The sequence below is a fragment of the Pseudomonas sp. CVAP#3 genome, from assembly GCF_018986375.1.
GTDB classification, from domain to species: Bacteria; Pseudomonadota; Gammaproteobacteria; order Pseudomonadales; family Pseudomonadaceae; genus Aquipseudomonas; species Aquipseudomonas helvetica.
In genome coordinates this window covers 22,598-44,404 of record NZ_JAHMSC010000028.1, presented here as the reverse complement: position 1 = coordinate 44,404, position 21,807 = coordinate 22,598, and the positions used below count along the sequence as shown (strand labels likewise).

General features: G+C 59.2%; 22 protein-coding genes. 10 read left to right on the top strand and 12 right to left on the bottom strand.

The window, feature by feature from the left end; translation table 11 throughout:
- Nucleotide 1: 1 nt before the first annotated feature.
- From KRR23_RS27910 to KRR23_RS27895, 4 genes are all read right to left on the bottom strand, one after another.
- Complete coding sequence (locus KRR23_RS27910; RefSeq protein WP_216745065.1) at nt 2–862, bottom strand: MurR/RpiR family transcriptional regulator; 861 nt, start codon at nt 860–862, stop codon at nt 2–4.
- A 16-nt stretch (nt 863–878) separates the two neighbouring features.
- The gene (locus tag KRR23_RS27905) at nt 879–2,228 is read right to left on the bottom strand and encodes a gluconate:H+ symporter (protein WP_216745064.1); all 1,350 of its coding nucleotides are present in this window, start codon (nt 2,226–2,228) and stop codon (nt 879–881) included.
- 209 nt (nt 2,229–2,437) lie between these two features.
- Nucleotides 2,438–3,349: a LysR family transcriptional regulator gene (locus KRR23_RS27900; protein ID WP_216745063.1), complete on the bottom strand. Its 912-nt coding sequence runs from the start codon at nt 3,347–3,349 to the stop codon at nt 2,438–2,440.
- Nucleotides 3,350–3,618: 269 nt separating this feature from the next.
- Nucleotides 3,619–4,209 (bottom strand): NAD(P)H-dependent oxidoreductase, encoded by a 591-nt coding sequence (locus KRR23_RS27895; RefSeq protein WP_216745062.1) that lies wholly within the window; start codon nt 4,207–4,209, stop codon nt 3,619–3,621.
- Nucleotides 4,210–4,410: 201 nt separating this feature from the next.
- Between KRR23_RS27895 and KRR23_RS27890 the strand changes: the two genes are divergently transcribed.
- Nucleotides 4,411–4,725, top strand: a complete 315-nt coding sequence (locus tag KRR23_RS27890) for a putative quinol monooxygenase (protein ID WP_216745061.1) — start codon at nt 4,411–4,413, stop codon at nt 4,723–4,725.
- On the opposite strand, the gene KRR23_RS27885 is transcribed toward KRR23_RS27890, so the two are convergent.
- On the bottom strand, nt 4,715–5,479 hold the full coding sequence (locus tag KRR23_RS27885; protein ID WP_216745060.1) for a sulfite exporter TauE/SafE family protein: 765 nt from the start codon (nt 5,477–5,479) through the stop codon (nt 4,715–4,717). The two genes, KRR23_RS27890 and KRR23_RS27885, sit on opposite strands and share 11 nt — an antisense overlap.
- Before the next feature lie 210 nt (nt 5,480–5,689).
- Here KRR23_RS27885 and KRR23_RS27880 point away from each other — a divergent pair, with 210 nt between their 5' ends.
- Nucleotides 5,690–6,583: a LysR substrate-binding domain-containing protein gene (locus KRR23_RS27880; RefSeq protein ID WP_216745059.1), complete on the top strand. Its 894-nt coding sequence runs from the start codon at nt 5,690–5,692 to the stop codon at nt 6,581–6,583.
- Between the two features lie 4 nt (nt 6,584–6,587).
- Here KRR23_RS27880 and KRR23_RS27875 read toward each other — a convergent pair whose 3' ends face one another.
- Together KRR23_RS27875 and kynU are read right to left on the bottom strand one after the other, a co-directional pair.
- The gene (locus KRR23_RS27875; RefSeq protein ID WP_216745058.1) at nt 6,588–8,003 is read right to left on the bottom strand and encodes an amino acid permease; all 1,416 of its coding nucleotides are present in this window, start codon (nt 8,001–8,003) and stop codon (nt 6,588–6,590) included.
- A 205-nt stretch (nt 8,004–8,208) separates the two neighbouring features.
- Nucleotides 8,209–9,459, bottom strand: a complete 1,251-nt coding sequence (gene kynU, locus KRR23_RS27870; protein WP_216745057.1) for a kynureninase — start codon at nt 9,457–9,459, stop codon at nt 8,209–8,211.
- Nucleotides 9,460–9,636: 177 nt separating this feature from the next.
- Between kynU and KRR23_RS27865 the strand changes: the two genes are divergently transcribed.
- Nucleotides 9,637–10,110 (top strand): Lrp/AsnC family transcriptional regulator, encoded by a 474-nt coding sequence (locus KRR23_RS27865; RefSeq protein ID WP_216745056.1) that lies wholly within the window; start codon nt 9,637–9,639, stop codon nt 10,108–10,110.
- Between the two features lie 22 nt (nt 10,111–10,132).
- Here KRR23_RS27865 and KRR23_RS27860 read toward each other — a convergent pair whose 3' ends face one another.
- Nucleotides 10,133–11,146 carry an AraC family transcriptional regulator gene (locus tag KRR23_RS27860; protein ID WP_216745055.1) on the bottom strand — a complete coding sequence of 338 codons (1,014 nt, stop codon included), beginning with the start codon at nt 11,144–11,146 and terminating at the stop codon, nt 10,133–10,135.
- Nucleotides 11,147–11,529: 383 nt separating this feature from the next.
- Here KRR23_RS27860 and antA point away from each other — a divergent pair, with 383 nt between their 5' ends.
- The 4 genes from antA (at nt 11,530) to KRR23_RS27840 (ending at nt 15,931) form a co-directional block, all read left to right on the top strand.
- The gene (gene antA, locus KRR23_RS27855; RefSeq protein WP_216745054.1) at nt 11,530–12,918 is read left to right on the top strand and encodes an anthranilate 1,2-dioxygenase large subunit; all 1,389 of its coding nucleotides are present in this window, start codon (nt 11,530–11,532) and stop codon (nt 12,916–12,918) included.
- A 2-nt stretch (nt 12,919–12,920) separates the two neighbouring features.
- Nucleotides 12,921–13,412 (top strand): anthranilate 1,2-dioxygenase small subunit, encoded by a 492-nt coding sequence (gene antB, locus KRR23_RS27850; RefSeq protein WP_216745053.1) that lies wholly within the window; start codon nt 12,921–12,923, stop codon nt 13,410–13,412.
- Between the two features lie 18 nt (nt 13,413–13,430).
- Nucleotides 13,431–14,453: an anthranilate 1,2-dioxygenase electron transfer component AntC gene (antC, locus tag KRR23_RS27845; RefSeq protein WP_216745052.1), complete on the top strand. Its 1,023-nt coding sequence runs from the start codon at nt 13,431–13,433 to the stop codon at nt 14,451–14,453.
- Between the two features lie 77 nt (nt 14,454–14,530).
- Nucleotides 14,531–15,931 carry an amino acid permease gene (locus KRR23_RS27840; protein ID WP_216745051.1) on the top strand — a complete coding sequence of 467 codons (1,401 nt, stop codon included), beginning with the start codon at nt 14,531–14,533 and terminating at the stop codon, nt 15,929–15,931.
- Nucleotides 15,932–15,996: 65 nt separating this feature from the next.
- On the opposite strand, the gene kynA is transcribed toward KRR23_RS27840, so the two are convergent.
- Nucleotides 15,997–16,851: a tryptophan 2,3-dioxygenase gene (gene kynA / locus KRR23_RS27835; protein WP_216745050.1), complete on the bottom strand. Its 855-nt coding sequence runs from the start codon at nt 16,849–16,851 to the stop codon at nt 15,997–15,999.
- Nucleotides 16,848–17,513, bottom strand: a complete 666-nt coding sequence (kynB, locus tag KRR23_RS27830) for an arylformamidase (RefSeq protein ID WP_216745049.1) — start codon at nt 17,511–17,513, stop codon at nt 16,848–16,850. The genes kynA and kynB overlap by 4 nt, the downstream gene beginning before the upstream one ends.
- A gap of 221 nt (nt 17,514–17,734) precedes the next feature.
- Here kynB and KRR23_RS27825 point away from each other — a divergent pair, with 221 nt between their 5' ends.
- The 3 genes from KRR23_RS27825 (at nt 17,735) to KRR23_RS27815 (ending at nt 19,184) form a co-directional block, all read left to right on the top strand.
- A complete protein-coding gene (locus tag KRR23_RS27825; RefSeq protein ID WP_177474891.1) occupies nt 17,735–18,310 on the top strand; it encodes an NAD(P)H-dependent oxidoreductase in 576 nt (191 codons plus the stop codon).
- A gap of 53 nt (nt 18,311–18,363) precedes the next feature.
- Nucleotides 18,364–18,735 carry a MerR family transcriptional regulator gene (locus KRR23_RS27820; protein WP_216745048.1) on the top strand — a complete coding sequence of 124 codons (372 nt, stop codon included), beginning with the start codon at nt 18,364–18,366 and terminating at the stop codon, nt 18,733–18,735.
- A gap of 104 nt (nt 18,736–18,839) precedes the next feature.
- Complete coding sequence (locus KRR23_RS27815; protein WP_019691702.1) at nt 18,840–19,184, top strand: cupin domain-containing protein; 345 nt, start codon at nt 18,840–18,842, stop codon at nt 19,182–19,184.
- 193 nt (nt 19,185–19,377) lie between these two features.
- Here KRR23_RS27815 and mmsB read toward each other — a convergent pair whose 3' ends face one another.
- Both mmsB and KRR23_RS27805 read right to left on the bottom strand, forming a co-directional pair.
- A complete protein-coding gene (gene mmsB, locus KRR23_RS27810) occupies nt 19,378–20,265 on the bottom strand; it encodes a 3-hydroxyisobutyrate dehydrogenase (RefSeq protein WP_216745047.1) in 888 nt (295 codons plus the stop codon).
- A 10-nt stretch (nt 20,266–20,275) separates the two neighbouring features.
- A complete protein-coding gene (locus KRR23_RS27805; RefSeq protein ID WP_216745046.1) occupies nt 20,276–21,799 on the bottom strand; it encodes a CoA-acylating methylmalonate-semialdehyde dehydrogenase in 1,524 nt (507 codons plus the stop codon).
- Nucleotides 21,800–21,807: the final 8 nt, after the last annotated feature.

The window sequence follows — 21,807 nt, the reverse complement described above, 5'->3', positions numbered from 1 at the left end:
GTCAGTCTCCCAGCGGCAGATGATCATCGCCGCCACGGTAGTCGTCGAGGGCGAGCTTGATCCGCCGCAGACGTTCTTGATTGTCTTCAGGACTTGCCAACGCCAGCTCGGTGGCAAGCACGTCGATGGCCAGCAACATGCCGTAGCGCGCCGCCGTCGGTTTGTAGATGAACGAGGTTTCGGCGCTTTGCAGCGGCAGCAGCACATCGGCCAATCGTGCCAGCGGCGAGTCGGCCAGGGTGATCGCCAGAATGCGTGTGCCGTAGCTGCGCGCCAACTCGACAGCCTCCAGCAGTTCCGGGGTGATGCCGGTCAGCGAACAGGCAATCAGCGCATGCTCCGCGCCCAGCGAAGCGGCGGTCACGCGCATCATCACCGGGTCATGACAGGCGGCAATCGGGTAGCCGAGGCGCACCAGCCGCACTTGCAGCTCATCGCTGCACAGCGTCGAACAACCGCCCATGCCGAACGCGTGAATCATCCGCGCCTTGCCCAGCAACTTCACTGCGTCGGCGAAACGCGACTCATCGAATGCCGACAAATGTTGACGCAGCGTCGACTCGATATCGCCGACGATCTGCCGATAAAACGCCGACTGTTCCGGCGTCCCCGCGGGGTCGAGAAAACGACTGCCGACCCCGCTGGCCTGGGCCAGTTGCAGGCGCAGATCGCGCAGGTCACGGCAGCCGACGCTGCGGGCAAAACGCGAGAGTGTCGCGCTGCTGACCTCGGCTCGCAGTGCCAGCTCGTCGAGGCTCGCCGAGGCGGCAAATCCCACATCGTCGAGCATCAATCGGGCAATCCGCCCTTCACCGGCGCTGAAGGAATCCTGACGCGCGCGAATCTGATAGAGGATGTCCATTTACCGCACCTGCTGTTCAAAGCACATAGGAAAGCCCCAGCGTCAGGCCGAAAGCGATCACCGAAATCAAGGTCTCGAGCACCGTCCAGGTCTTGAAGGTCTGGGTCACGGTCATATTGAAGTACTCCTTGATCAACCAGAAGCCACCGTCGTTGACATGAGAAAAGATAACCGAGCCTGCACCTGTCGCCAGCACCAGCAGCTCCGGATGGGGATAGCCCAGACCAATGGCCACCGGCGCCACAACGCCTGATGCGGTGGTCATGGCCACGGTCGCAGAACCGGTGGCGATACGCATCAATGCCGCGAACAGCCAGCCCATCAACAACGGCGACAAGTGAAACTCATGGGCCAGGCCGACGATCTGGTCAGTCACCCCGGCGTCCACCAGAATCCGGTTCAAGCCACCGCCGGCGCCCACCAGCAAGGTAATGCTGGCGGTTGGTGCCAGGCACTCATTGGTGAACTTGAGGATCGATTCACGGTTGAAACCCTGGGCCAGACCGAGGGTCCAGAAGCTCAGCAACGTCGCCAGCAACAGGGCGATCACCGAGTTGCCGATGAACAACAGAAACTGGTTAAAACCGCTGCCCGGCGTGGAGATCAGATTGGCCCAGCCGCCAATCAGCATCAGCACCACCGGCAGCAAAATCGTCGCCATGGTGATGCCGAAACCCGGCAAGCGGTCGCGCGGTTCGCGGTCGATGAATTGGTGTTCCAGAGGGTTTTCCGCAGGCAACTGGATACGCGGCACGATGAATTTGGCGTACAGAGGACCGGCAATGATCGCCGTCGGGATGCCGATCAGAATCGCGTAGAGCAACGTCTGCCCCACCGAAGCCTGATAGGCCTGCACCGCGAGCATCGCCGCCGGATGCGGCGGCACCAGCGCATGCACCACCGAGAGCCCGGCAACCATCGGCAAACCGACCATCAGAATCGACACGCCTACCCGCCGCGCCACGGTAAAGGCAATCGGCACCAGCAACACAAAACCGACTTCGAAGAACAGCGGCAGGCCCACCAGAAAGGCGATGCAGACCATCGCCCAATGCGCGTTTTTCTCGCCGAAACGCTCGATCAGCGTACGCGCCATCTGCTCGGCACCACCGGACTCGGCCATCATCTTGCCAAGCATCGTGCCCAGCGCCACCACCAGCGCAATGTGCCCCAGGGTTTTGCCGACGCCCGCTTCATACGCGCCCACCACTCCCGACGGCGGCATCCCGGCGAGCAGCGCCAAGCCAATGGAAACCATGGTAATGACAATGAACGGATTGAGTCGGTAACGGGCGATCAGAACGATCAGCGCAATGATGGCGATAGCGGCATAAACCAGCAGCCAATAGCCGAAGGACGGTGCCATGCGGTACTCCTCGAAAAGGGTCACGTCGATGTGTTGTGAAACCCATAAATCATTTCGAGGAGCAGCTTTCAAACCTGATGAAAGTAATTTTCGTGAAGAGACAAGAAATGTCGCTCACAGATATGCCATGTCGTGATTAATGAAAATGAGCGGTAAGTATTTTCATGGGGCAGAACGAGAACACCGACTGCTGCTGGTGATGGCAAGGATCAGCCTTCAAAAACCTCGTTCGCGTAACTCGCCAGCTTGCTCTGGATGAAGTCCAGGAAGCACTGAATACGCAAGGCCAGCTGCGAGTTGCGGTAGTACACCGCATTGATCGGCTGGCGATAGCCACTGTTGGCCTGCGCCAGCAGCAATTTCAGCCGTCCGGCCTTGATGTCATTGATGGTCATGAAATGCGACAGGCACACAATGCCCTGCCCCTCCAGCGCCAGCTGACGCAGGGTTTCACCGCTGGAGGCGCTGAGGCTCGGCTGAATCTGCCAGCGGTCACCGTGCACATGACGCAGCGGCCAGTGATTGAGGCTTTCGGTCTGGGTGAAGCCCAGCAACGAGTGGCCGGCCAGTTCGGCAACCGTGGTCGGCGTGCCGTGTTTTTCCAGGTACGCGGGGCTGGCGAGGATGTGCAGCGGGCTGCCCCCCAGCGAGCGCGCGTGCAGGGTCGAATCCGCCAGCGGCCCGATGCGGATCGCAATGTCGGTGCTTTGCTCCAGCAGGTCGATGATCAGGTCGTTGCTGTTGAGTTCCAGCTGGATGTCCGGGTACAGACGGCGGAACTCATCGATGTAAGGCACGATGGCATGCAGCATGAACGGCGACGCCGCATTGATCCGCAGCCGTCCGGAAGGTGTCTTGTGACGCGAGGACAGACGCTCTTCGAGCTCGTCCATCTGGTCGAGAATCAGCTTGGCCTGTTCGAAGAAGTACTTGCCCTCTTCGGTCAGGTCCATGCGCCGCGTGGTGCGGTTGATCAACGTGGTGTCGAGCTTGGCCTCCAGCCGCGACAGCGTGCGGCTGACCGCCGAGGGCGTTTGCCCAACCTGTTCGGCCGCCGCAGAAATCGAACCGCACTCGATCACACAGACGAAAATCTGCAACTCATCGGATCTGGCTTTCACGTATGTCCTTCCTATCGAATGCGCCTTGTGGTGGGAGTCAGGCATTCCTTGTGGCGAGGGGGCTTGTCGGAACGCCGCAACGCCCCGTTGGAGCGCGAAGCGGTCCTGACATCAGTCAACGCGTATTTTCAGACTGAGTGCGGATAGTGAGTTTACGACTGCTGCGCCCGAACGCGGACCGGCCCACGGGGGCAAGCCCCCTCGCCACAGGTAAAAACGCGCCACTGCTCAGGTGTTCGATAGTAGCCGGATACGAGGCATAACGCAGGTTACGCCGGCAAGTTGAACACTTGCTTGAGGTGCTGCTCGTAACGCGCGACGTCGGCTTCAATGTTCGGTCGCTTCATCACGTCGACACACAGGAAGGTCGGCAAGCCGCTCATGCCGAGGAAGGTGTTGGCCTTGTGAAACGGGAAGTAAACCGCGTCCACGCCCTTGGCCTCGAAGAAGTCGCTCGGGTCATCGAAAGCTTGTTGTGGTGCGTTCCAGGTCAGCGACAACATGTACTGTTTGCCCTGCACCAGGCCGCCACTGCCGTATTTCTGCGAAGCATCGGAACGGGTCCGGCCATCACTGGCGTAGAGGCTGCCGTGGCCTTCGGTGAAGACTTCGTCGATGTACTTTTTCACGATCCACGGCGCGCCCATCCACCAGCCCGGCATCTGGTAAATGATCACATCGGCCCAGAGGTACTTGGCGACTTCTTCAGCAATGTCATAGCCCTCGTCGATATGGGTCACTTTCACGTCGACACCGCCACGGTCCAGCACGCTCAAGGCGGCTTCGTGCAGGGTGGCGTTGTAGCGGCCGTCGGAGTGGGCGAATTTCTTGCCACCGTTGAGCAATAGTACTTTTTTCATGGGAAGCCTCATCAGGGTCCGATGCGCCGCGCTGTGGATAAGTCGCGGGATCGAGAAGTTTCAAAGTTGATGGCGGCAGGGTATCGATGCCCCTTCCCATGAATAAGCCCGAAGTCGGTAAAATACATTTGACCAAAACGCACGAATCACCAGCAGATTGTTGCCGTAGGATTTTCTCAACCCTGACTTGAGGAGTTCTGCATGAGCGAACAACACGGTTTCATCCTGCACGCCAAAACCCGCCCGGAAAAAGCCGAAGCCTTCGAAGCCCTGCTCCGCGCTTACGTCGAACCCAGTCGCGCCGAACCCGGCTGCATCGAGTACCACATGCTGCGCGATCAGCAGGACCCGACGCTGTTTATCTTCTACGAGATCTGGCAATCCCGGGCTCACCTGGACGTGCACTCGAACCTGCCGCACATGCAGCAGTTTTTCGAGAACCGCATGGATTACCTGGAACGCGATTTCGATATCCGCCGCATCGACATGCTCAGCCCGTCTTCAGCTAGCCGCTGATCAGCAGATGGCCGCCGAGTATTCCAATGCCGACGAAGAACACCCGCTTGAACAGCACGGCGCTGATCCGCTCTCGCAACCATTGCCCCAGCAGCATGCCGAGCAGCGCCGGGATCAGCGCCAGCAGTGAAGCACTCAATTCGCCGCCACCCAACGCTCCGCGCCACAACAAAGCGGCCGCGAGTGCCAGGGTCGACACGGTGAACGACAGGCCCAGCGCCTGCACCAGTTGATCCTTGTTCAACCCCAGCGCTTGCAGATATGGCACCGTCGGAATCACAAAGACTCCGGTGGCCGAGGTGATAATCCCGGTCAGCGCACCACACAGCGGGCCGAGCCAAGGTTCGGTTTTGCTGCCGACCCGCAAGGTTGGCAGAAACAATCCGCTCAAGGCATAGAGCAACAGTGCCGCACCGAGCCCCCGCACCACCCATTGCCCGCCCTCGCCCCCCAACCACAACGTACCCGCGCCGGTGCCGACGAATATCGCCAGCAGCATGGGCCACAGCCGTTTGACCAGTGGACGCAAGTGCCCGCCGAATGCCAGTTGCCAGACATTGGTCAGCGTCGCCGGAATGATCAGCAATGCCGCAGCCTGTGCTGGTTCCATAGCCAGACCGAGCAAGCCCATGGCAACGGTCGGCAACCCAAGGCCGATCACCCCTTTGATTATCCCGGCCATCAGAAAGGTGATGACCACCAATAAAGACAGGGCCAGACCGAGGTTTTGATAGAACGCGAGAGGAGTATTCATGGCGTTATCCTGGGCCTTTCGAATGCCCCTGAAAATCTGCCATATACTGAGCCTGCCTCTTGTTTTGACAGAGCCTAGATGCCTTGATCGTTCCCATGCTCTGCGTGGGAATGCAGCCCGTGACGCTCCGCGTCACCTGCCGAAGCGGACGCAGAGCGTCCAATGAGGCATTCCCACGCGGGAGCGTGGGAACGAGCTTTAGGAACTCCCATGCACTTCGACCTGATCGACCTCAAGCTCTACCTGAACATCCTCGACGCCGGCAACATCACTGCCGGCGCTGCCCGCAGTCATCTGTCACTGGCGGCGGCGAGTGCGCGAATTCGTGCGATGGAAGCTTCGCTGGGTACAGCATTTTTCGAGCGTGGCCGCCGGGGTATCAGCCCTACCCCGGCCGGCAAGGCGCTGGCGCAACATGCCCGAGTATTGCTGCAACAGGCCGAACGGATGCAACAGGATCTGGCGGAATACGCCAAAGGCGTCAAAGGCCAGGTGCGGCTGCTGTGCAACACCACGGCGATCAGCGAATACCTGCCCGAGTTGCTGGCGGACTTTCTGTGTGAACACCCCAACCTCGATATCGACCTGCAAGAACTGCCAAGCCTGCGCATCACCCATGCCTTGCGTCAGGGGGCGGCCGACCTCGGTATCGTTTCCGATGCGGCGGACACCCATGACCTCGACACCCGAGCATTCCGCGATGATCCGCTGGTGCTGATCATGCCGAGCGATCATCCGTTGGCCGAGCATGAACCGCCGACGTTCAGCGAGACCTTGTCTCACGATTACGTTGGGCTGAACGCCAACAGCGCATTGGCGATCTATCTGGAAGAGCAGGCCCTGCACGCCGGGCTGCGCATGCAGATCCGCATTCGCGCCGATGGCTTCGACGGGGTGATTCGGATGGTCGCCCATGGCGCGGGATTGGCGATTGTGCCGTTGGCGGCCGTCGAGCATTGGGCGGGAGGGAAAGCGTTCAAACTTCTCGCGCTGAACGAACCCTGGGCCCAGCGAAAACTGCTGCTGTGCGCACGCTCGTTCGACGCTCTGCCCCGTTACGCCAAAGCCCTGCTGGAAGCGTTACAACCCCAGCAGGGCGTCTAGCAGGTTATTCCTGAGTTTTTGGCAACGGGCTCAACGCAGCACTGGCCTTGGCTTTTCTGAAGAAAAGACCATAAACCAGCGAGAGGATCAACAGAAAAGGCACACCAAACACCAGGGTCATCTTGAACGCTTCGGTGAAGTAGGTGGTGATCATCACCGCGCCCATCAGTACCAGCCCCAACAGCGTGGTGTAAGGAAACAGACGCATGCGGAACGACAGTTTCCGCTCGCCGTGACGCTCGTGGTAGCGACGGAAACAGTAGTGCGTGAGGAAGATCATGAACCAGGTGAAGATCGCGCCAAACATGGAAATCGCCATCATCAAGGTGAAGGAGCTTTCCGGGTACATCACGTTCAGCAGCGTCGCCAGTGCAATGCCCGAACTCGACAACAGCAAGGCATTGAGCGGGATGCCGCTCTTGCTCAACGCGCCCATCGCCTTGGGTGCGTAACCGCCCCGGGACAGGCTGAACATCATCCGCGTGGTGATGTAGAGCTGACTGTTCATCGCCGACAACGCGGCAATCAGAATCACGAAATTCATCACCCCGGTGGCACCGGGAATGCCGATGGTTTGCATGACCGTGACGAACGGACTCTGCGCATGACCTGCCTGAACCCACGGCACGATCGCCAACATCAGGGCCAGGGTCAGCAGGTAAAACACCACCAGCCGCACGATGGTCGAGCGAAAGGCTTTCTTCACCGCCCGCTCCGGATCCTCGGCTTCACCGGCGGCCACCGCGATCATTTCCACGCTCAGGTAGCTGAAGATCGACACGATCACCGCCACCCACATCCCTTGCAGACCATTGGGGAAAAACCCGCCATGGCTGGTGTAGTTATGCACGCCGTAATCCGGATTTCCGGAACCGAACACCACATACACCGCGAGGATGATAAAGCCGACAATCGCGCCGATCTTGATGGTCGAGAACCAGTACTCGAACGTGCCGAAGGTCTTCACGCTGATGGCGTTGAGCACGATCAGAATGCTCGAGAACGAGACGATCCAGAGGAATGAAGGCACGTTGGCGAACCAGTACTTCATGTACATCGCAACCGCGGTCACTTCCGTGCCGACCGCCAACACAATCGCCGCCCAGTAGGCGTAGCGCACCAGGAACCCGGCCAACGGGCTGATATAGAATTCGGCATACGCGCCGAACGAACCCGAGGTCGAGTGAGCCACGGTCATTTCCGCCAGACAGCCCATCAACAGCAGCGTGATGATCGCGCCAATGGCATAGCTGAGCAGCACACTCGGCCCGGCATAGCCGATGGCGTAGGCGCTGCCCATGAACAGGCCGGTGCCTATCGCACCGCCAATCGCGATCATGCTCATCTGCCCCGAAGTGAGCTGGCGCCTGAGGCCATGCTCACGGTTGGAGATGGTTTCAAAACCGAGGGTGTCGGTCATTTCTCTGTCCTCTGAATATTGTGTTTTTTTAGAGAGCACATCGTTTGGATAAACCGGGTCACACGGTCGAACTAAACCCTGTGGCGAGGGAGCTTGCTCCCGCTTGAGTGCGCAGCACTCACAAAATCGGTACTCACTGCGAAGATTTTTGGGCCGCTACGCAGCCCAGCGGGAGCAAGCTCCCTCGCCACGGACAGTGCTGGACTCAGGTGACGCTGTGGCGGATCTGGAACTGCGCTTGCGCCCAGGTTTTCTGATCGAGAATCTCGCCAAGGATCTGCACCGCATCGAAGACTTCGGTGAAGCTGGTGTACAGCGGGGTGAAACCGAAGCGCATGATCCGCGGCTCGCGGTAATCACCGATCACGCCTTGGGCGATCAAGGCCTGAATCACCGCGTAGCCTTGCGGGTGTTCGAAGCTGACATGGCTGCCACGCCTGGCGTGTTCACGCGGGGTGATCAGTTTCAAGTCGTGAGCGGCGCAGCGCTGCTCCACCAGCTGGATAAACAGGTCGGTCAGTGCCAGGGATTTGCGGCGCAGGCTGGGCATGTCGGTCTGGGCGAAAATATCCAGACCGCACTCGACCATCGCCAACGAGGTGATCGGTTGAGTGCCGCACAAGTAGCGAGCAATACCGCTGCTCGGCTCGTAGCCTGAGGCCATGTCGAACTGTCGGGAATGACCGAACCAGCCGGACAACGGCTGCGTGACCAGATCGCACAGCTGTGGCGAAACCCAGACAAACGCTTGCGAACCGGGGCCGCCGTTGAGGTACTTGTAGGTGCAACCGATGGCGTAATCCGCGCCCGCCTGACGCAGGTCGACCGGAACCGCACCGGCGGAATGCGCCAGGTCCCAGATCGCCAGCGCGCCACATTCGTGGGTCAGCGCGGTCATGGCCTGCATGTCGTGCATGTAGCCGGTCTTGTAGTTGACGTGGGTGAGCATGACCACCGCGGTGTCCTGATCAATCGCCTGCGCCAGTTCTTCCGGGCTGTCGACCAGACGCAAGCTATAGCCCTGCTGGAGCAAATCCATCAGCCCTTCGGCGATGTACAAATCCGTCGGGAAGTTGCTCGACTCACTGACAATCACCCGCCGCGTCGGCGCCCGCATCGCCTGAACACGCAGAGCCGCGCCGAGGACCTTGAACAGATTGATCGAGGTGGTATCGGTGACCACCACTTCGCCCTCAGCGGCGCCAATCAACCCGGCCAACCGATTGCCCAGACGCTCTGGCAGGTCGCGCCAACCCGCGCTGTTCCAGCTGCGGATCAAGCCATTGCCCCACTCCTCGGCGATGACCGCCTGAGCACGCTCAAGCGCCGCAACCGGACGCGCGCCAAGGGAGTTGCCGTCGAGGTAAATCACGCCTTCGGGGAGCGCAAACTGGTGACGCAAATGAGCCAAAGGGTCTTGCGCATCAAGCGCCAGGCAATCGTTTCTTGTGATCATTGTCGGTCCTGTTCTCTAGATGACATGCCGCCGTGTTTTGGGCATTTTTTTCGCCGGCACAATGAGCAAATAATGAACGAAGCTTTGGAGAATTTTCGTGCAAAGTGGACGGCCATATAGTAGTTATCTCGAAGATAATTCGAATCCAACTCCAAAAATCGCGGATTTATTCAAGCCATGACTCTCGACTCGACAGACCTGCGGATCCTGCATTACTTGCAGCAGGACGGGCGTATCAGCAATCAGGAATTGGCGGAGAAAGTCGCGCTGTCGCCGTCGGCCTGCCTGCGCCGTTTGCGGCTGCTGGAAAGCGAGGGAATCATCACCGGCTATCGCGCGGTGCTGAACGCCGAACGGCTGGGCATCGAGCTGGAAGCTATCGTCCATGTGTCGTTGCGACAGGACGTCGAGGACTGGCACGAGACGTTTATCAAGAAAGTACAAGGGTGGCCGGAAGTCGCCACCGCGTACGTGATTACCGGGGCCAGCAACTATGTGCTGCGGGTTCAGGCGCGCAACCTGAAGCACTTCTCGGATTTCATCGTCAACAAGCTGAATCGCACCGCGGGGGTGACCGATATTCGCTCGGAAATCGTCCTGCAGAAAATCAAGGAACGGGACGAACTGCTCGATCTGGTCGCCCGCAAATAAGCCGTTACTGACTGCCTCTGCGTCAAAGCCCGCGCATGCGCCGGGCCTCGTTGCGCTGTAAGGTTGCGCTGGGGGATTCGTCGAACAACTTGCGGTACTCGGCGGAAAAACGCCCCATGTGGGTGAACCCCCAGCCCATGGCAATTTCCGAGATATTGCGCGCCAGACCCTGCTCAAGAATGTTCTGGCGCACCGCATTCAAGCGGTACTTTTTCAGGTAGGCCATCGGCGACAAGGCGAAGTACTTCCTGAACGCCTCGAACAACTTGAACCGCGAAACCCCGGCTGCCGCTTCGATGTCTTCCAGGTGCAGCACTTCGCGGGCGTTGTCGTGAATGTACTGTTTGGCCCTGATCAGGTAGTGCGGCAACTTCACGCCCAACACGTCCCGCAGCTCATCGGAGTAATTGTTCGGCTGGGCGAGGATCAGGCCTTTGATCAACGAGCTTTCAATATCCCGCGTGAAGGCCACCTGCTCAAAAAGCGCGCTGCTGCGCTCAAGTTCAGCGATAAAATACCGTGCCATCCGCCACCACGAGGCCGACGCACCGTCTACCGCATCCATCACCGACTCGAAGCGCAGCGGTGCATCCAGTGGGCGCTGCAACATCCCCTCCAGGGATTCGCTCATGGCCGCCCGAGTGATCACCACCTGAACCTTGCGGCAGTCACCGGAGATCGCCAGCATCTGGCTTTCATTTGGCGAGATGATCACGCCTTGATCGCGATTGGATTTGAGTAGCGTGCCGTTCTTGCTCAGCTCCTGCTCACCGACCAAAGGCAGACTGAGGCTGTAACTGCTGAAGTGCTCGGCGTCTTCGATATCGACGGTCACGTCGGTGCCGTATTCGATAGTGCCCAGGGTCGTGGCCATCGACTTGAAGACGTTGGCGGTGTGATGAAAACGGATCCGTTCGGGCGTCGCGGTTTCGAGACGGTGCGGCCCGCAGATCCCTGACATCCAGGTCCGCGCGCCCTCAAGGTCATAGTGATCGATACGAATATCGCGAAACTGCGGATCGGCTTTGCTACTCATCACGGCGCACCCACGGCAATATTTTTTCAGCACGCTCTGACGGCGCGCCTCTGACTTGAGTCGAGCAAGTTCCAGACCACTGAACGCCTGCGCCAACCCAGTGGATAGCAATCATCGACTAAGTGGATAACGCGGCGGTTCCGGGACCGAAGCTCACCTTCAAACAACGCTCAAGGCTGCCCAAGACAGTACCTCAATGCTGCAAACAGGGGCGGCCGTTCATCGAATGGTGCAAAGCCTTGAGTATTACCTGCCCACCTCGATGCACGGGGTGTTACCCGAACTTTGTGGACTGCCTTCGTCGACAAACCGGATAGACCCCGCCCCGCCCCACTCTCTCTAATGAGTGCACCGATTGACCTGAATAAAAAAGGTGCACACCCATGAGTGGCGAAAAAAACCTCGAACAGTGGAAAGCGTTCATTGAAGGCTGTCTGGACTTCCGTCCGGCAGAAGGCGTATTCCGCATCGCTCGGGATATTTTTACCGAGCCGCAACTGTTCGATCTGGAGATGGAGCTGATCTTCGAGAAGAACTGGATCTACGCCTGCCACGAAAGCGAGTTGGCCAACAATCACGACTTCGTCACGATGCGCGCCGGTCGCCAGCCGATGATCATCACCCGTGATGGCGACGGCCAACTCAACGCACTGATCAACGCCTGTCAGCATCGCGGCACCACATTGACCCGCGTCGGCAAAGGCAACCAATCGACCTTTACCTGCCCGTTCCACGCCTGGTGCTACAAAAGCGACGGACGCCTGGTCAAGGTCAAGGCCCCCGGCGAATACCCGGAGGGTTTCGACAAAGCCACTCGCGGTTTGAAAAAGGCCCGCATCCAGAGCTACAAGGGCTTCGTGTTCATCAGCCTGGATGTTCATGCGGATAACAGCCTCGAAGACTTCCTCGGCGATGCCAAAGTGTTCTTCGACATGATGGTCGCCCAATCGCCTACCGGTGAACTGGAAGTACTGCCCGGCAAGTCGGCCTACACCTACGACGGTAACTGGAAACTGCAAAACGAGAACGGCCTGGACGGCTATCACGTCAGCACGGTCCACTATAACTACGTGGCCACGGTGCAACACCGCCAGCAGGTCGACAGCGAGAACGGCACCCGCGCCAGCGGCACGCTCGACTACAGCAAACTGGGGGCCGGCGACGCCAATACCGATGACGGCTGGTTCGCCTTCAATAACGGTCACAGCGTGCTGTTCAGCGACATGCCCAACCCGACAGTGCGTTCCGGCTACGCGACGATCATGCCTCGCCTGATCGAGGAACACGGTCAGGAAAAAGCCGAATGGATGATGCATCGGCTGCGCAACCTGAACATCTACCCCAGCCTGTTTTTCCTCGATCAGATCAGCTCGCAGCTACGGATCATCCGCCCCGTGGCCTGGAACAAGACCGAAATCATCAGCCAGTGCCTGGGCGTGAAAAACGAGTCGGATGCGGATCGGGAAAACCGGATTCGGCAATTCGAAGATTTCTTCAACGTGTCCGGACTCGGCACGCCGGATGACCTGGTGGAGTTTCGCGAAGCCCAGCGCGGTTTCCAGGCGCGGCTCGAACGCTGGAGCGATATCTCGCGTGGCAGCCACCAGTGGGCAACCGGCGCCACGCCCAACAGCGAGGCGATCGGCATCGCACCGGCCATGACCGGCACCGAATTCACCCACGAAGGGCTTTACGTCAACCAGCACAGCAACTGGCAGAAATTTCTGCTCGACGGCCTGGACGCGAAATCCCTGAAGCTACGTGAGGTGTGAACATGAATCCGCAATTGCAGTACCAGATCGAGCAGTTTTTCTACCGCAAATCCGAACTCTGCGACGCCAAGGACTGGGACGCCTACATCCAGCTATTTGACGAGCAGAGTGAGTTCCACCTGCCGCAATGGGACTCCGAACACGTCTACACCCGCGACCCCAAGCGCGAAATGTCGTTGATCTACTACACCAACCGCTCAGGCCTGGAAGACCGCGTGTTCCGCCTGCGCACCGGTAAAGCCGCGTCGGCCACGCCAATGCCGCGCACCCTGCACCTGATCAACAACGTGCGGATCAGCGAACTCGAGAGCGGTGAGCTGGAGGTGCGGCTGAACTGGCACACCCTGTTTTATCGCCTGGCCACCTCAGAGCAGTTCTACGGGAACGCGACCTATCGCCTCAAGCCTCACGCGGACAGCTGGCTGATTACCCGCAAACACGTGTTGCTGCTCAACGACACCATCAACTCGGTGCTCGATTTCTACCACCTCTGAAGCTATGGAGACCGGGGCATGAACCATAAGGTCGCGTTCAGTTTTGCCGACGGCAAAACACTGTTTTTTCCCGTGCAGGCCAACGAAATATTGCTCGATGCCGCCCTGCGCAACGGCATCAATATTCCGTTGGATTGCCGCGAAGGTGTCTGCGGAACCTGTCAGGGCCGCTGCGAATCCGGCGACTACAGCCAGGATTATGTGGATGAGGAAGCCCTCACCAGCCTCGACCTGCAGCAACGCAAGATGCTCACTTGTCAGACGCGGGTGAAGTCCGATGCCGCGTTCTATTTCGATTTCGCCTCCAGCCTGTGCAATGCCGCAGGGCCTGAGCAGCTCAGCGGTACGGTCACGCATGTACGTCAGGTCTCGGCCAGCACCGCGATCCTGCATCTGGATTTGGGCGCGGGCACCCAGCCACTGGATTTCCTGCCGGGGCAATATGCGCGCCTGTTGATTCCAGGGACCATGAGCAAGCGCTCCTACTCCTTCGCCAACCGCCCAAGTAGCAGCAATCAGCTGCAATTTCTGATTCGCCTGTTACCCGACGGGGTGATGAGCAATTACATTCGTGAACGCTGCCAGGTCGGCGATGAAATCGTTCTGGAAGCACCGTTGGGCGCGTTCTATCTTCGTCACATCGCCCGGCCGCTGATTCTGGTGGCCGGTGGCACCGGACTGTCCGCGCTGCTGGGCATGCTCGACGAAATCGCCGCCCGCGGTTGCGAACAGCCTGTGCATTTGTACTACGGTGTACGGGACGCGGCCGATCTGTGCGAAGGCGAACGGATCAGTGCCTATGCTCAACGCATTCCGGGGTTTCGCTACACGCCAGTGGTCAGCGACCCGTCACCGGGCTGGGAGGGAAAACGCGGCTACATTGCCGAGCATTTCGATGCCAGCGAACTGCGCGATGCTGCTGTCGACATGTATGTCTGCGGGCCGCCGCCGATGGTCGAGTCGATCAAAAGCTGGCTGCAGGACCAAACCCTCGACAACGTGCAGCTGTATTACGAAAAGTTCACTGAAAGTAACGTCTGAGGCTCACAAACGCGTGCCAATTGAATAAGCTGTCGACCTGCAACAAAGCCTGACCATAACAACTAGAAGGTATCCAGATGGCGGATGAACAACTGCAACAGGGTGTACTGAAGCGGGGGCTGAAAAACAGGCATATTCAGCTGATCGCACTGGGCGGCGCGATTGGTACAGGGCTGTTTCTCGGCTCCGCCGGCGTGCTCAAATCGGCAGGCCCGTCGATGATCCTCGGCTATGCCATTGCCGGTTTCATCGCCTTTCTGATCATGCGCCAACTGGGAGAGATGATTGTCGAGGAGCCGGTCGCCGGTTCCTTCAGCCATTTTGCGCACAACTACTGGGGTGGTTTTGCCGGCTTCCTGTCCGGCTGGAACTACTGGGTGCTGTATGTGCTGGTGGGCATGGCCGAGCTGACCGCCGTTGGCAAATACGTGCAGTTCTGGTGGCCCGAGGTCCCCACCTGGGTCAGCGCGGCGGTGTTCTTCGTACTGGTCAACCTGATCAACACGATGAACGTCAAAGTCTTCGGTGAAATGGAGTTCTGGTTCGCCATCATCAAGGTGGTGGCAATCATCGGCATGATCGCCCTCGGCTGTTACATGCTGGTCAGCGGCACCGGCGGCCCGCAGGCCTCGGTGAGCAACCTGTGGAGCCACGGCGGTTTCTTCCCCAATGGCACCAACGGTTTGCTGATGGCGATGGCGTTCATCATGTTCTCCTTTGGCGGCCTGGAACTGGTCGGCATCACTGCCGCCGAAGCCAGCGAACCGAGGAAAGTCATTCCCAAGGCGATCAATCAGGTGGTTTACCGCGTATTGATCTTCTACGTTGGCGCACTCACCGTGCTGCTGTCGCTGTACCCATGGGACCAACTGCTTCAGACGCTGGGCGCGTCCGGAGATGCCTACAGCGGCAGTCCGTTTGTGCAGATTTTCGCCTTGATCGGCAGCAACACCGCAGCGCAGATCCTGAATTTCGTGGTGCTGACCGCGGCGCTCTCGGTCTACAACAGTGGCGTCTATTGCAACAGCCGCATGCTCTACGGCCTGGCAGAACAAGGCGACGCACCGAAGACGCTGATGAGATTGAACAAACAGGGCGTACCGTTACTGGCGCTGGGCGTATCGGCGCTGATCACGATGTTGTGTGTGGTGGTCAACTACGTCGCCCCGAATGAAGCGCTTGAGTTGCTGTTCGCGCTGGTGGTCGCTTCGTTGATGATCAACTGGGCGATGATCAGCCTGACTCACCTGAAGTTTCGCAAAGCCATGGGCCAACGCGGCATCGTCCCGGGCTTCAAGGCATTCTGGTCGCCATACACCAATTACCTGTGCCTGGCGTTCATGGCCATGATCATCTACGTGATGTTGTTGATTCCCGGGGTGCGTGCGTCAGTCTACGCGATCCCGGTCTGGGTGCTGATCCTGTTCGTGTTCTACCGGATTCGGGTCGCCAGAACTCGCGCGTTATCGGTCGCTTAATAGCCTTCAGCCGGTCGACAAAAAGCCCCGGCATTCAATGAATGCCGGGGCTTTTGTGTTTCTGGTCAGAGGGTCGAACGCACGCGCCACAACTCCGGGAACAGCACGGTATCGAGCATCTTGCGCAGATAACCGACACCTTCGGTGCCGCCGGTACCCGGTTGGAAGCCGATGATCCGCTCAACCGTGGTGACATGGCGGAAGCGCCATTGACGGAACGAGTCCTCAAGGTCGATCAGTTTCTCCGCCAACTGGTAGAGATCCCAATACCGCGAAGGATCGGTGTAGACCACACGCCAGGCGGCTTCGACCGAAGCGTCATAAGCAGTCGGGCTGGCCGGGTCGCGCTCGAAGCGCTGCGGATCAATCGCCAACCCTGCGCTGACCATCAACCGAATCGCCTCGTCATACAGCGACGGCGTGGCAATCGCCTTTTCCAGCTCCGCCAACAGCTCGGGCCGGTGGGCATGCGGACGCAACAGCGTTGCACTTTTGTTGCCGAGGATGAATTCGATCTCGCGGTACTGGAACGACTGGAAGCCCGATGACTGGCCCAGAAACGGCCGGATCGCGTGGTATTCGGTAGGCGTCATGGTCGCCAGCACCGTCCAGGCATGCACCAGTTGATCGAAGATCCGCGACACTCGCGCCAGCATCTTGAACGCCGGCGGCAACTCGCCCAGCCTGACGTGTTCGCGAGCGGCCTTGAGCTCGTGCAGCATCAGCTTCATCCACAGCTCGGACGTCTGATGCTGGATGATGAACAGCATCTCGTTATGGTCCGGGGACAGAGGGTGCTGGGCACTGAGAATCTTCCCCAGATCCAGGTAATCGCCGTAGCTCATGGAGTCGGAAAAATTCAGCTCGGCGTTATGCCACTCTTCCGGCTGGTTTGACGAAGAATAGGGACATTGGCTCATTGAGCAGGCTCCTCAAGTGGCGGTTTGTGCAGTGGACGCAAAATAGCCCTGACCGGGCTCGCGTCCAGGTTGGCAAACCGCAGCGGCAGCGCAATCAGTTCATAGTCGCCTTCCGGCACGTCATCGAGCACGATGCCCTCAAGGATCGCCATGCCATGGCGGGCCACTGCGTTGTGCGAATCCATGGTCTTGGACTGTTGAGGGTCCAGCGACGGTGTATCGATACCGATCAGCCGCACGCCAAGGCTCGACAGCAGATCGACGGTTTCTTTGGCTACAGCCGTGAAGTCCGGATCCCAGGCCGTTAGCGGCGCCTGTTGATAAGTGCGCAGCAAGACGCGCTCGGGCAGATCGGCAAGGCGTCCTTCCAGTTGCCCGGGCTGAACCAGCCGATCGCTATCCAGGCAATGCAAGACGCGACACGGACCGATGTAGACATCCAGCGATACATCGCCAATGGCCGCGCCGTCGGCGCTGTAATGCAGCGGCGCATCGACATGCGCGCCGGTATGAGGAGACAGGGTGATGCGGCCGACATTCACCGGGCACTCGGGGCCGAAGGTCCAGACGCGCTCTTCCTGAAACGGCGTATCACCCGGCCACGTCGGTGTTGCGGTGCTCAAGGGCGGGCTGATATCCCACCACGACATTGTTTTTTTCATTGCATAGCTCTCGGCAACTCTCGCGTGAATGATACGAGTGATGCCTGTGAAGATTCTTGCGAAATCCGTCGGGAACGCCCAAATGTTTCGCACTTACTGCCAAGAACCTGAAGTTTAGCGGGTGAAAATTTCAATGCCCGAAACAGGCACCCGGGCGACGCTTGACTCTCCCCCAAGGGGCCGACTTTATCCTTATCGCTTTGCTACCCAGGGACAAAGTGATGAGCAAACGGATACTGGTGATTCTCGGCCATCCATCAAGCCACAGTTTCTGCGGTGCCCTCACCGACCGCTATGTACAGGCGGCAAAAAACGCCGGGCATGAGGTCCGTGAGTTACGCCTGGGAACCTTGAGGTTCGACCCGATATTGCGCGAGGGCTATCAACAGATTCAGCCGCTGGAAGACGATCTGCTGAAAGCTCAGGCGGATATCATCTGGGCGGAACACCTGACCTTTGTCTATCCGATCTGGTGGGGGGCGATTCCGGCGTTACTCAAGGGCTTTTTCGACCGAACATTTCTTCCCGGTTTCGCCTTCAAGTACCGCCAGGGCAAAGCCTTCCCGGACAAACTCCTGCACGGGCGCACAGCCGACTTGCTGGTGACCATGGATACACCGCCCTGGTACTACCGCTGGATCTATCGCATGCCCGGACTGCATCAGATGCGCAAAACCACACTGGCGTTCTGCGGCATCACACCGCTAAAAACCCTGACCTTCGGCCCGATCCTGGGCTCGAGTGAGCATCAACGGGAACTCTGGCTCATGCAGGCGCAGGCTATCGGTGCTGGCTGAGTCTCGCGGATAATCGCGCGGATCAACGGAGACACTCACAAAAGGGATTTTTCATGTTCATCGGCAAAGCCGCGCAACTGTCGGGCACGACCGTCAAAAGCATTCGCCATTACGAGGACATCGGCCTCCTGCCGCCCGCGCGACGCCAAGGCAAATACCGTCTCTATGATCAGCAAAGCGTCGAGCTATTGACCTTCATCAAATGCGCTCAACAACTGGGGTTCAGGCTAAAGGAATTGCAGGCGATGCTTCAGGGCCAACGTGGGCAGCCACTGCCGTGGCATCTGGCGCATCAGGCGATTGCCGATAAAAAGCAGGAGTTGGCGGACAAAATTACAGCGTTGGCCCGCCAATACGTGCAATTGACTGAGTTCGAAGCCAGCCTGAAGCAGGCTCAATCTGACTGTCCGCTTGAGCAGGTTTGATCGATAGCGCGTTTCTGGACAGCTGAGTGTCGAGCACAGACAACTGACACCGAGCCGGGCGCTATAGGGTGCGACTTCAGTCCTGCCTAACGCTCGGAGTCAGCATGTCCAAACCCATTACCGTTCTTCGCGATACCCATCCACTGCCAGTGCTTGACGCCTGCAAATGGGAAAAACTCGAAGGTGACCCGCACACCGTCAACCTCAACGCCTACACCAGCGAAGACGGCAGCAAGATCATGGGCACCTGGATCTGCACACCGGGCAAGTGGTACGTGGAGTATGTGAAGTGGGAGTACTGCCACTTCCAGGAAGGCTACTGCGTGATCACCCCGGACGGCATGGAACCAATCCATCTGCGCGCGGGCGATATTTTCGTCATTGAGCCGGGCATGAAAGGTACGTGGGAAGTGGTCGAGACCGTGCGCAAGTATTTCGTGTTTGCCTGATACAGCCATAAAAAACCGAGAGCCCACCCGACGTGGGCTCTCGGAAAGTATCGATGGAATACTCCGTATTTGTGGCGAGGGAGCTTGCTCCCGCTGGGGCGCGAAGCGGCCCTAAAAATGGGACTGCTATGCAGTCCAGCGGGAGCAAGCTCCCTCGCCACATACGTCCCTCGTCACAGTCCCGGAAAAACCCCTAGTGGGGTTTGCGATAGCTGTTGATGATTGCCGAAAAATCCTTGCCGCCTTCGCCACGCTGACTCATTGCCTGATACAGCTGCTGAGCCACCGCGCCGAGCATCACCGGTTGATGCGCCTGACGCGCAGCTTCAGTCGCCAGCCCCAGGTCCTTGAGCATCAATTCGGCACCAAAACCGCCGGTATAACCGCGCGATGCCGGTGCTGTTTCGACAATGCCCGGCCACGGGTTGTACATCTCCGAACTCCAGCAACGGCCGGTCGAACTGTTGATGATCCCCGCCAGCACCTGAGTGTCGATGCCCAAGGCATCGCCAAGGGCCATCGCTTCGCTGACGCCGACCATGGAAATAGCCAACAACAGGTTGTTGCAGATCTTGGCGATTTGCCCGGTGCCGACTTCACCGCAATGCACAATGTTGCGGCCCATCTGCGCCAGTACCGGTTGCAGGGTGGCGAACAATTCCGGCGTAGCACCGACCATGAACGTCAGCGTCCCGGCCGCAGCGCCACCGGTGCCACCGGAAACCGGCGCATCCGCCATGGCTACACCTTGCCTGGCCGCAGCGGCGGCGACATCGCGGGCGGTTTGCGGGTCGATGGTGCTGCAATCCACTGCCGGAACACCTTTGGCGATCCCGGCCAGCACGCCGTCTTCACCCAGCCAGACGCTGCGCACATGGACAGCCGCCGGCAGCATGGTAATCACCAGTTCTGCGCCTTGGGCGGCCTCACGCGCCGTGGCGCTGATAGTGCCGCCCAGTTGCGCCAGTTCTGCGAGTACGGCTTTGTTCAGGTCGACCAGGTTCAGCGAATGGCCAGCCTTGATCAGGTTGCGCGCCATCGGCGCGCCCATGTTGCCGAGACCGATAAAAGCAATTTTCATGTCCGGCTCCTTAACGCAAATTGATGGTTGTGTTCACACCGTCATTGACGCTGTCATCGTCGAACCAGCGACTGGTGACGGTCTTGGTTTGAGTGTAGAACTGCACCACTTGCTTGCCATACGGACCGAGGTCGCCGAGCTTGGAACCCCGCGAACCGGTGAAGCTGAAAAACGGAACCGGCACCGGGATCGGGATATTGATGCCAACCTGACCGACGTCGATTTCATTCTGGAATTTACGCGCCGCCGCACCACTCTGGGTGAACAGGCCGGTGCCGTTACCGAACGGGTTGGCGTTGACCAGCGCAATGGCCTGATCGAGGGTGTCGACCTCCAGTACCACCAGCACCGGACCGAAGATTTCCTGGGTGTAGATCTGCATGTCGGTGGTCACGCCGGAGAACAGGGTCGGGCCGACAAAGTTGCCTTTTTCGTACCCAGGGACGGTGATATCACGACCATCGAGCTCCAGTTTTGCGCCTTCCTTGATGCCGCTTTCGATCAGCTCAAGAATCCGCGCCTTGGCCCGTTTCGAAATCACCGGGCCGACGTCAGTGCCTGGCTCGCTGCCGGCATTCACTTTGAGGTTTTGCGCCAATGCCTTGAGGTCAGGCAGCCACTGCTTGGCCGCGCCCACCAGCACCACCACCGAGGTGGCCATGCAGCGTTGACCGGCGGCGCCGAAACCGGCACCGACCAGCGCATTGAGGGCTTGCTCACGATTGGCATCGGGCAGTACCACCGCGTGGTTCTTGGCGCCCATCATCGATTGCACGCGTTTGCCGTGTTTGCCGGCCAGGTCGTAGACGTGAGTACCGACTGCCGTCGAACCGACGAACGATACGGCCTTGATGTCTTTGTGGGTGCAGAGTGCATCCACCACATCCTTGCCGCCGTGAACCACGTTGAGCACGCCGGCTGGAATGCCCGCCTCGATGGCCAGTTCCACCAGCAGCATAGTCGACATCGGGTCCTGTTCGGATGGCTTGAGCACGAAGGTGTTGCCGCAGGCGATGGCCATCGGGAACATCCACAGCGGGATCATCGCCGGGAAGTTGAACGGCGTGATGCCGGCGCAGACGCCGATCGGCTGGCGCAGGGTGTAGGTATCAACACCACCTGCCACGTTTTCAGCGAATTCGCCCATTTGCAGGCTGCCGATGGAGCACGCGTGCTCGACCACTTCCAGGCCACGGAAGATATCGCCTTCAGCGTCGGCAATGGTTTTACCCTGCTCGGCACTGAGGACCACGGCGATGCGCTTGGAGTGCTCGCGAATCAACGCCTGAAGCTTGAGCATGATGCGCATCCGCGCGCCGATCGGTGTCAGCTTCCAGGTCTGGAAGGCACGATGAGCGGCACTGATCGCCGCGTCGACTTCCGCAGGCGTAGCAAACGGCACTTTAGCCAGCACTTGCTGGGTCGCCGGATTGACGATGTCGTGCCACTCGGTGGTCTGGGACTCGACCCATTGGCCGTCGATCAACAGCTTGACCTTTTGCACAGTGGTTTCTGGCGTGAGCGATGCGTTCATGACGGTCT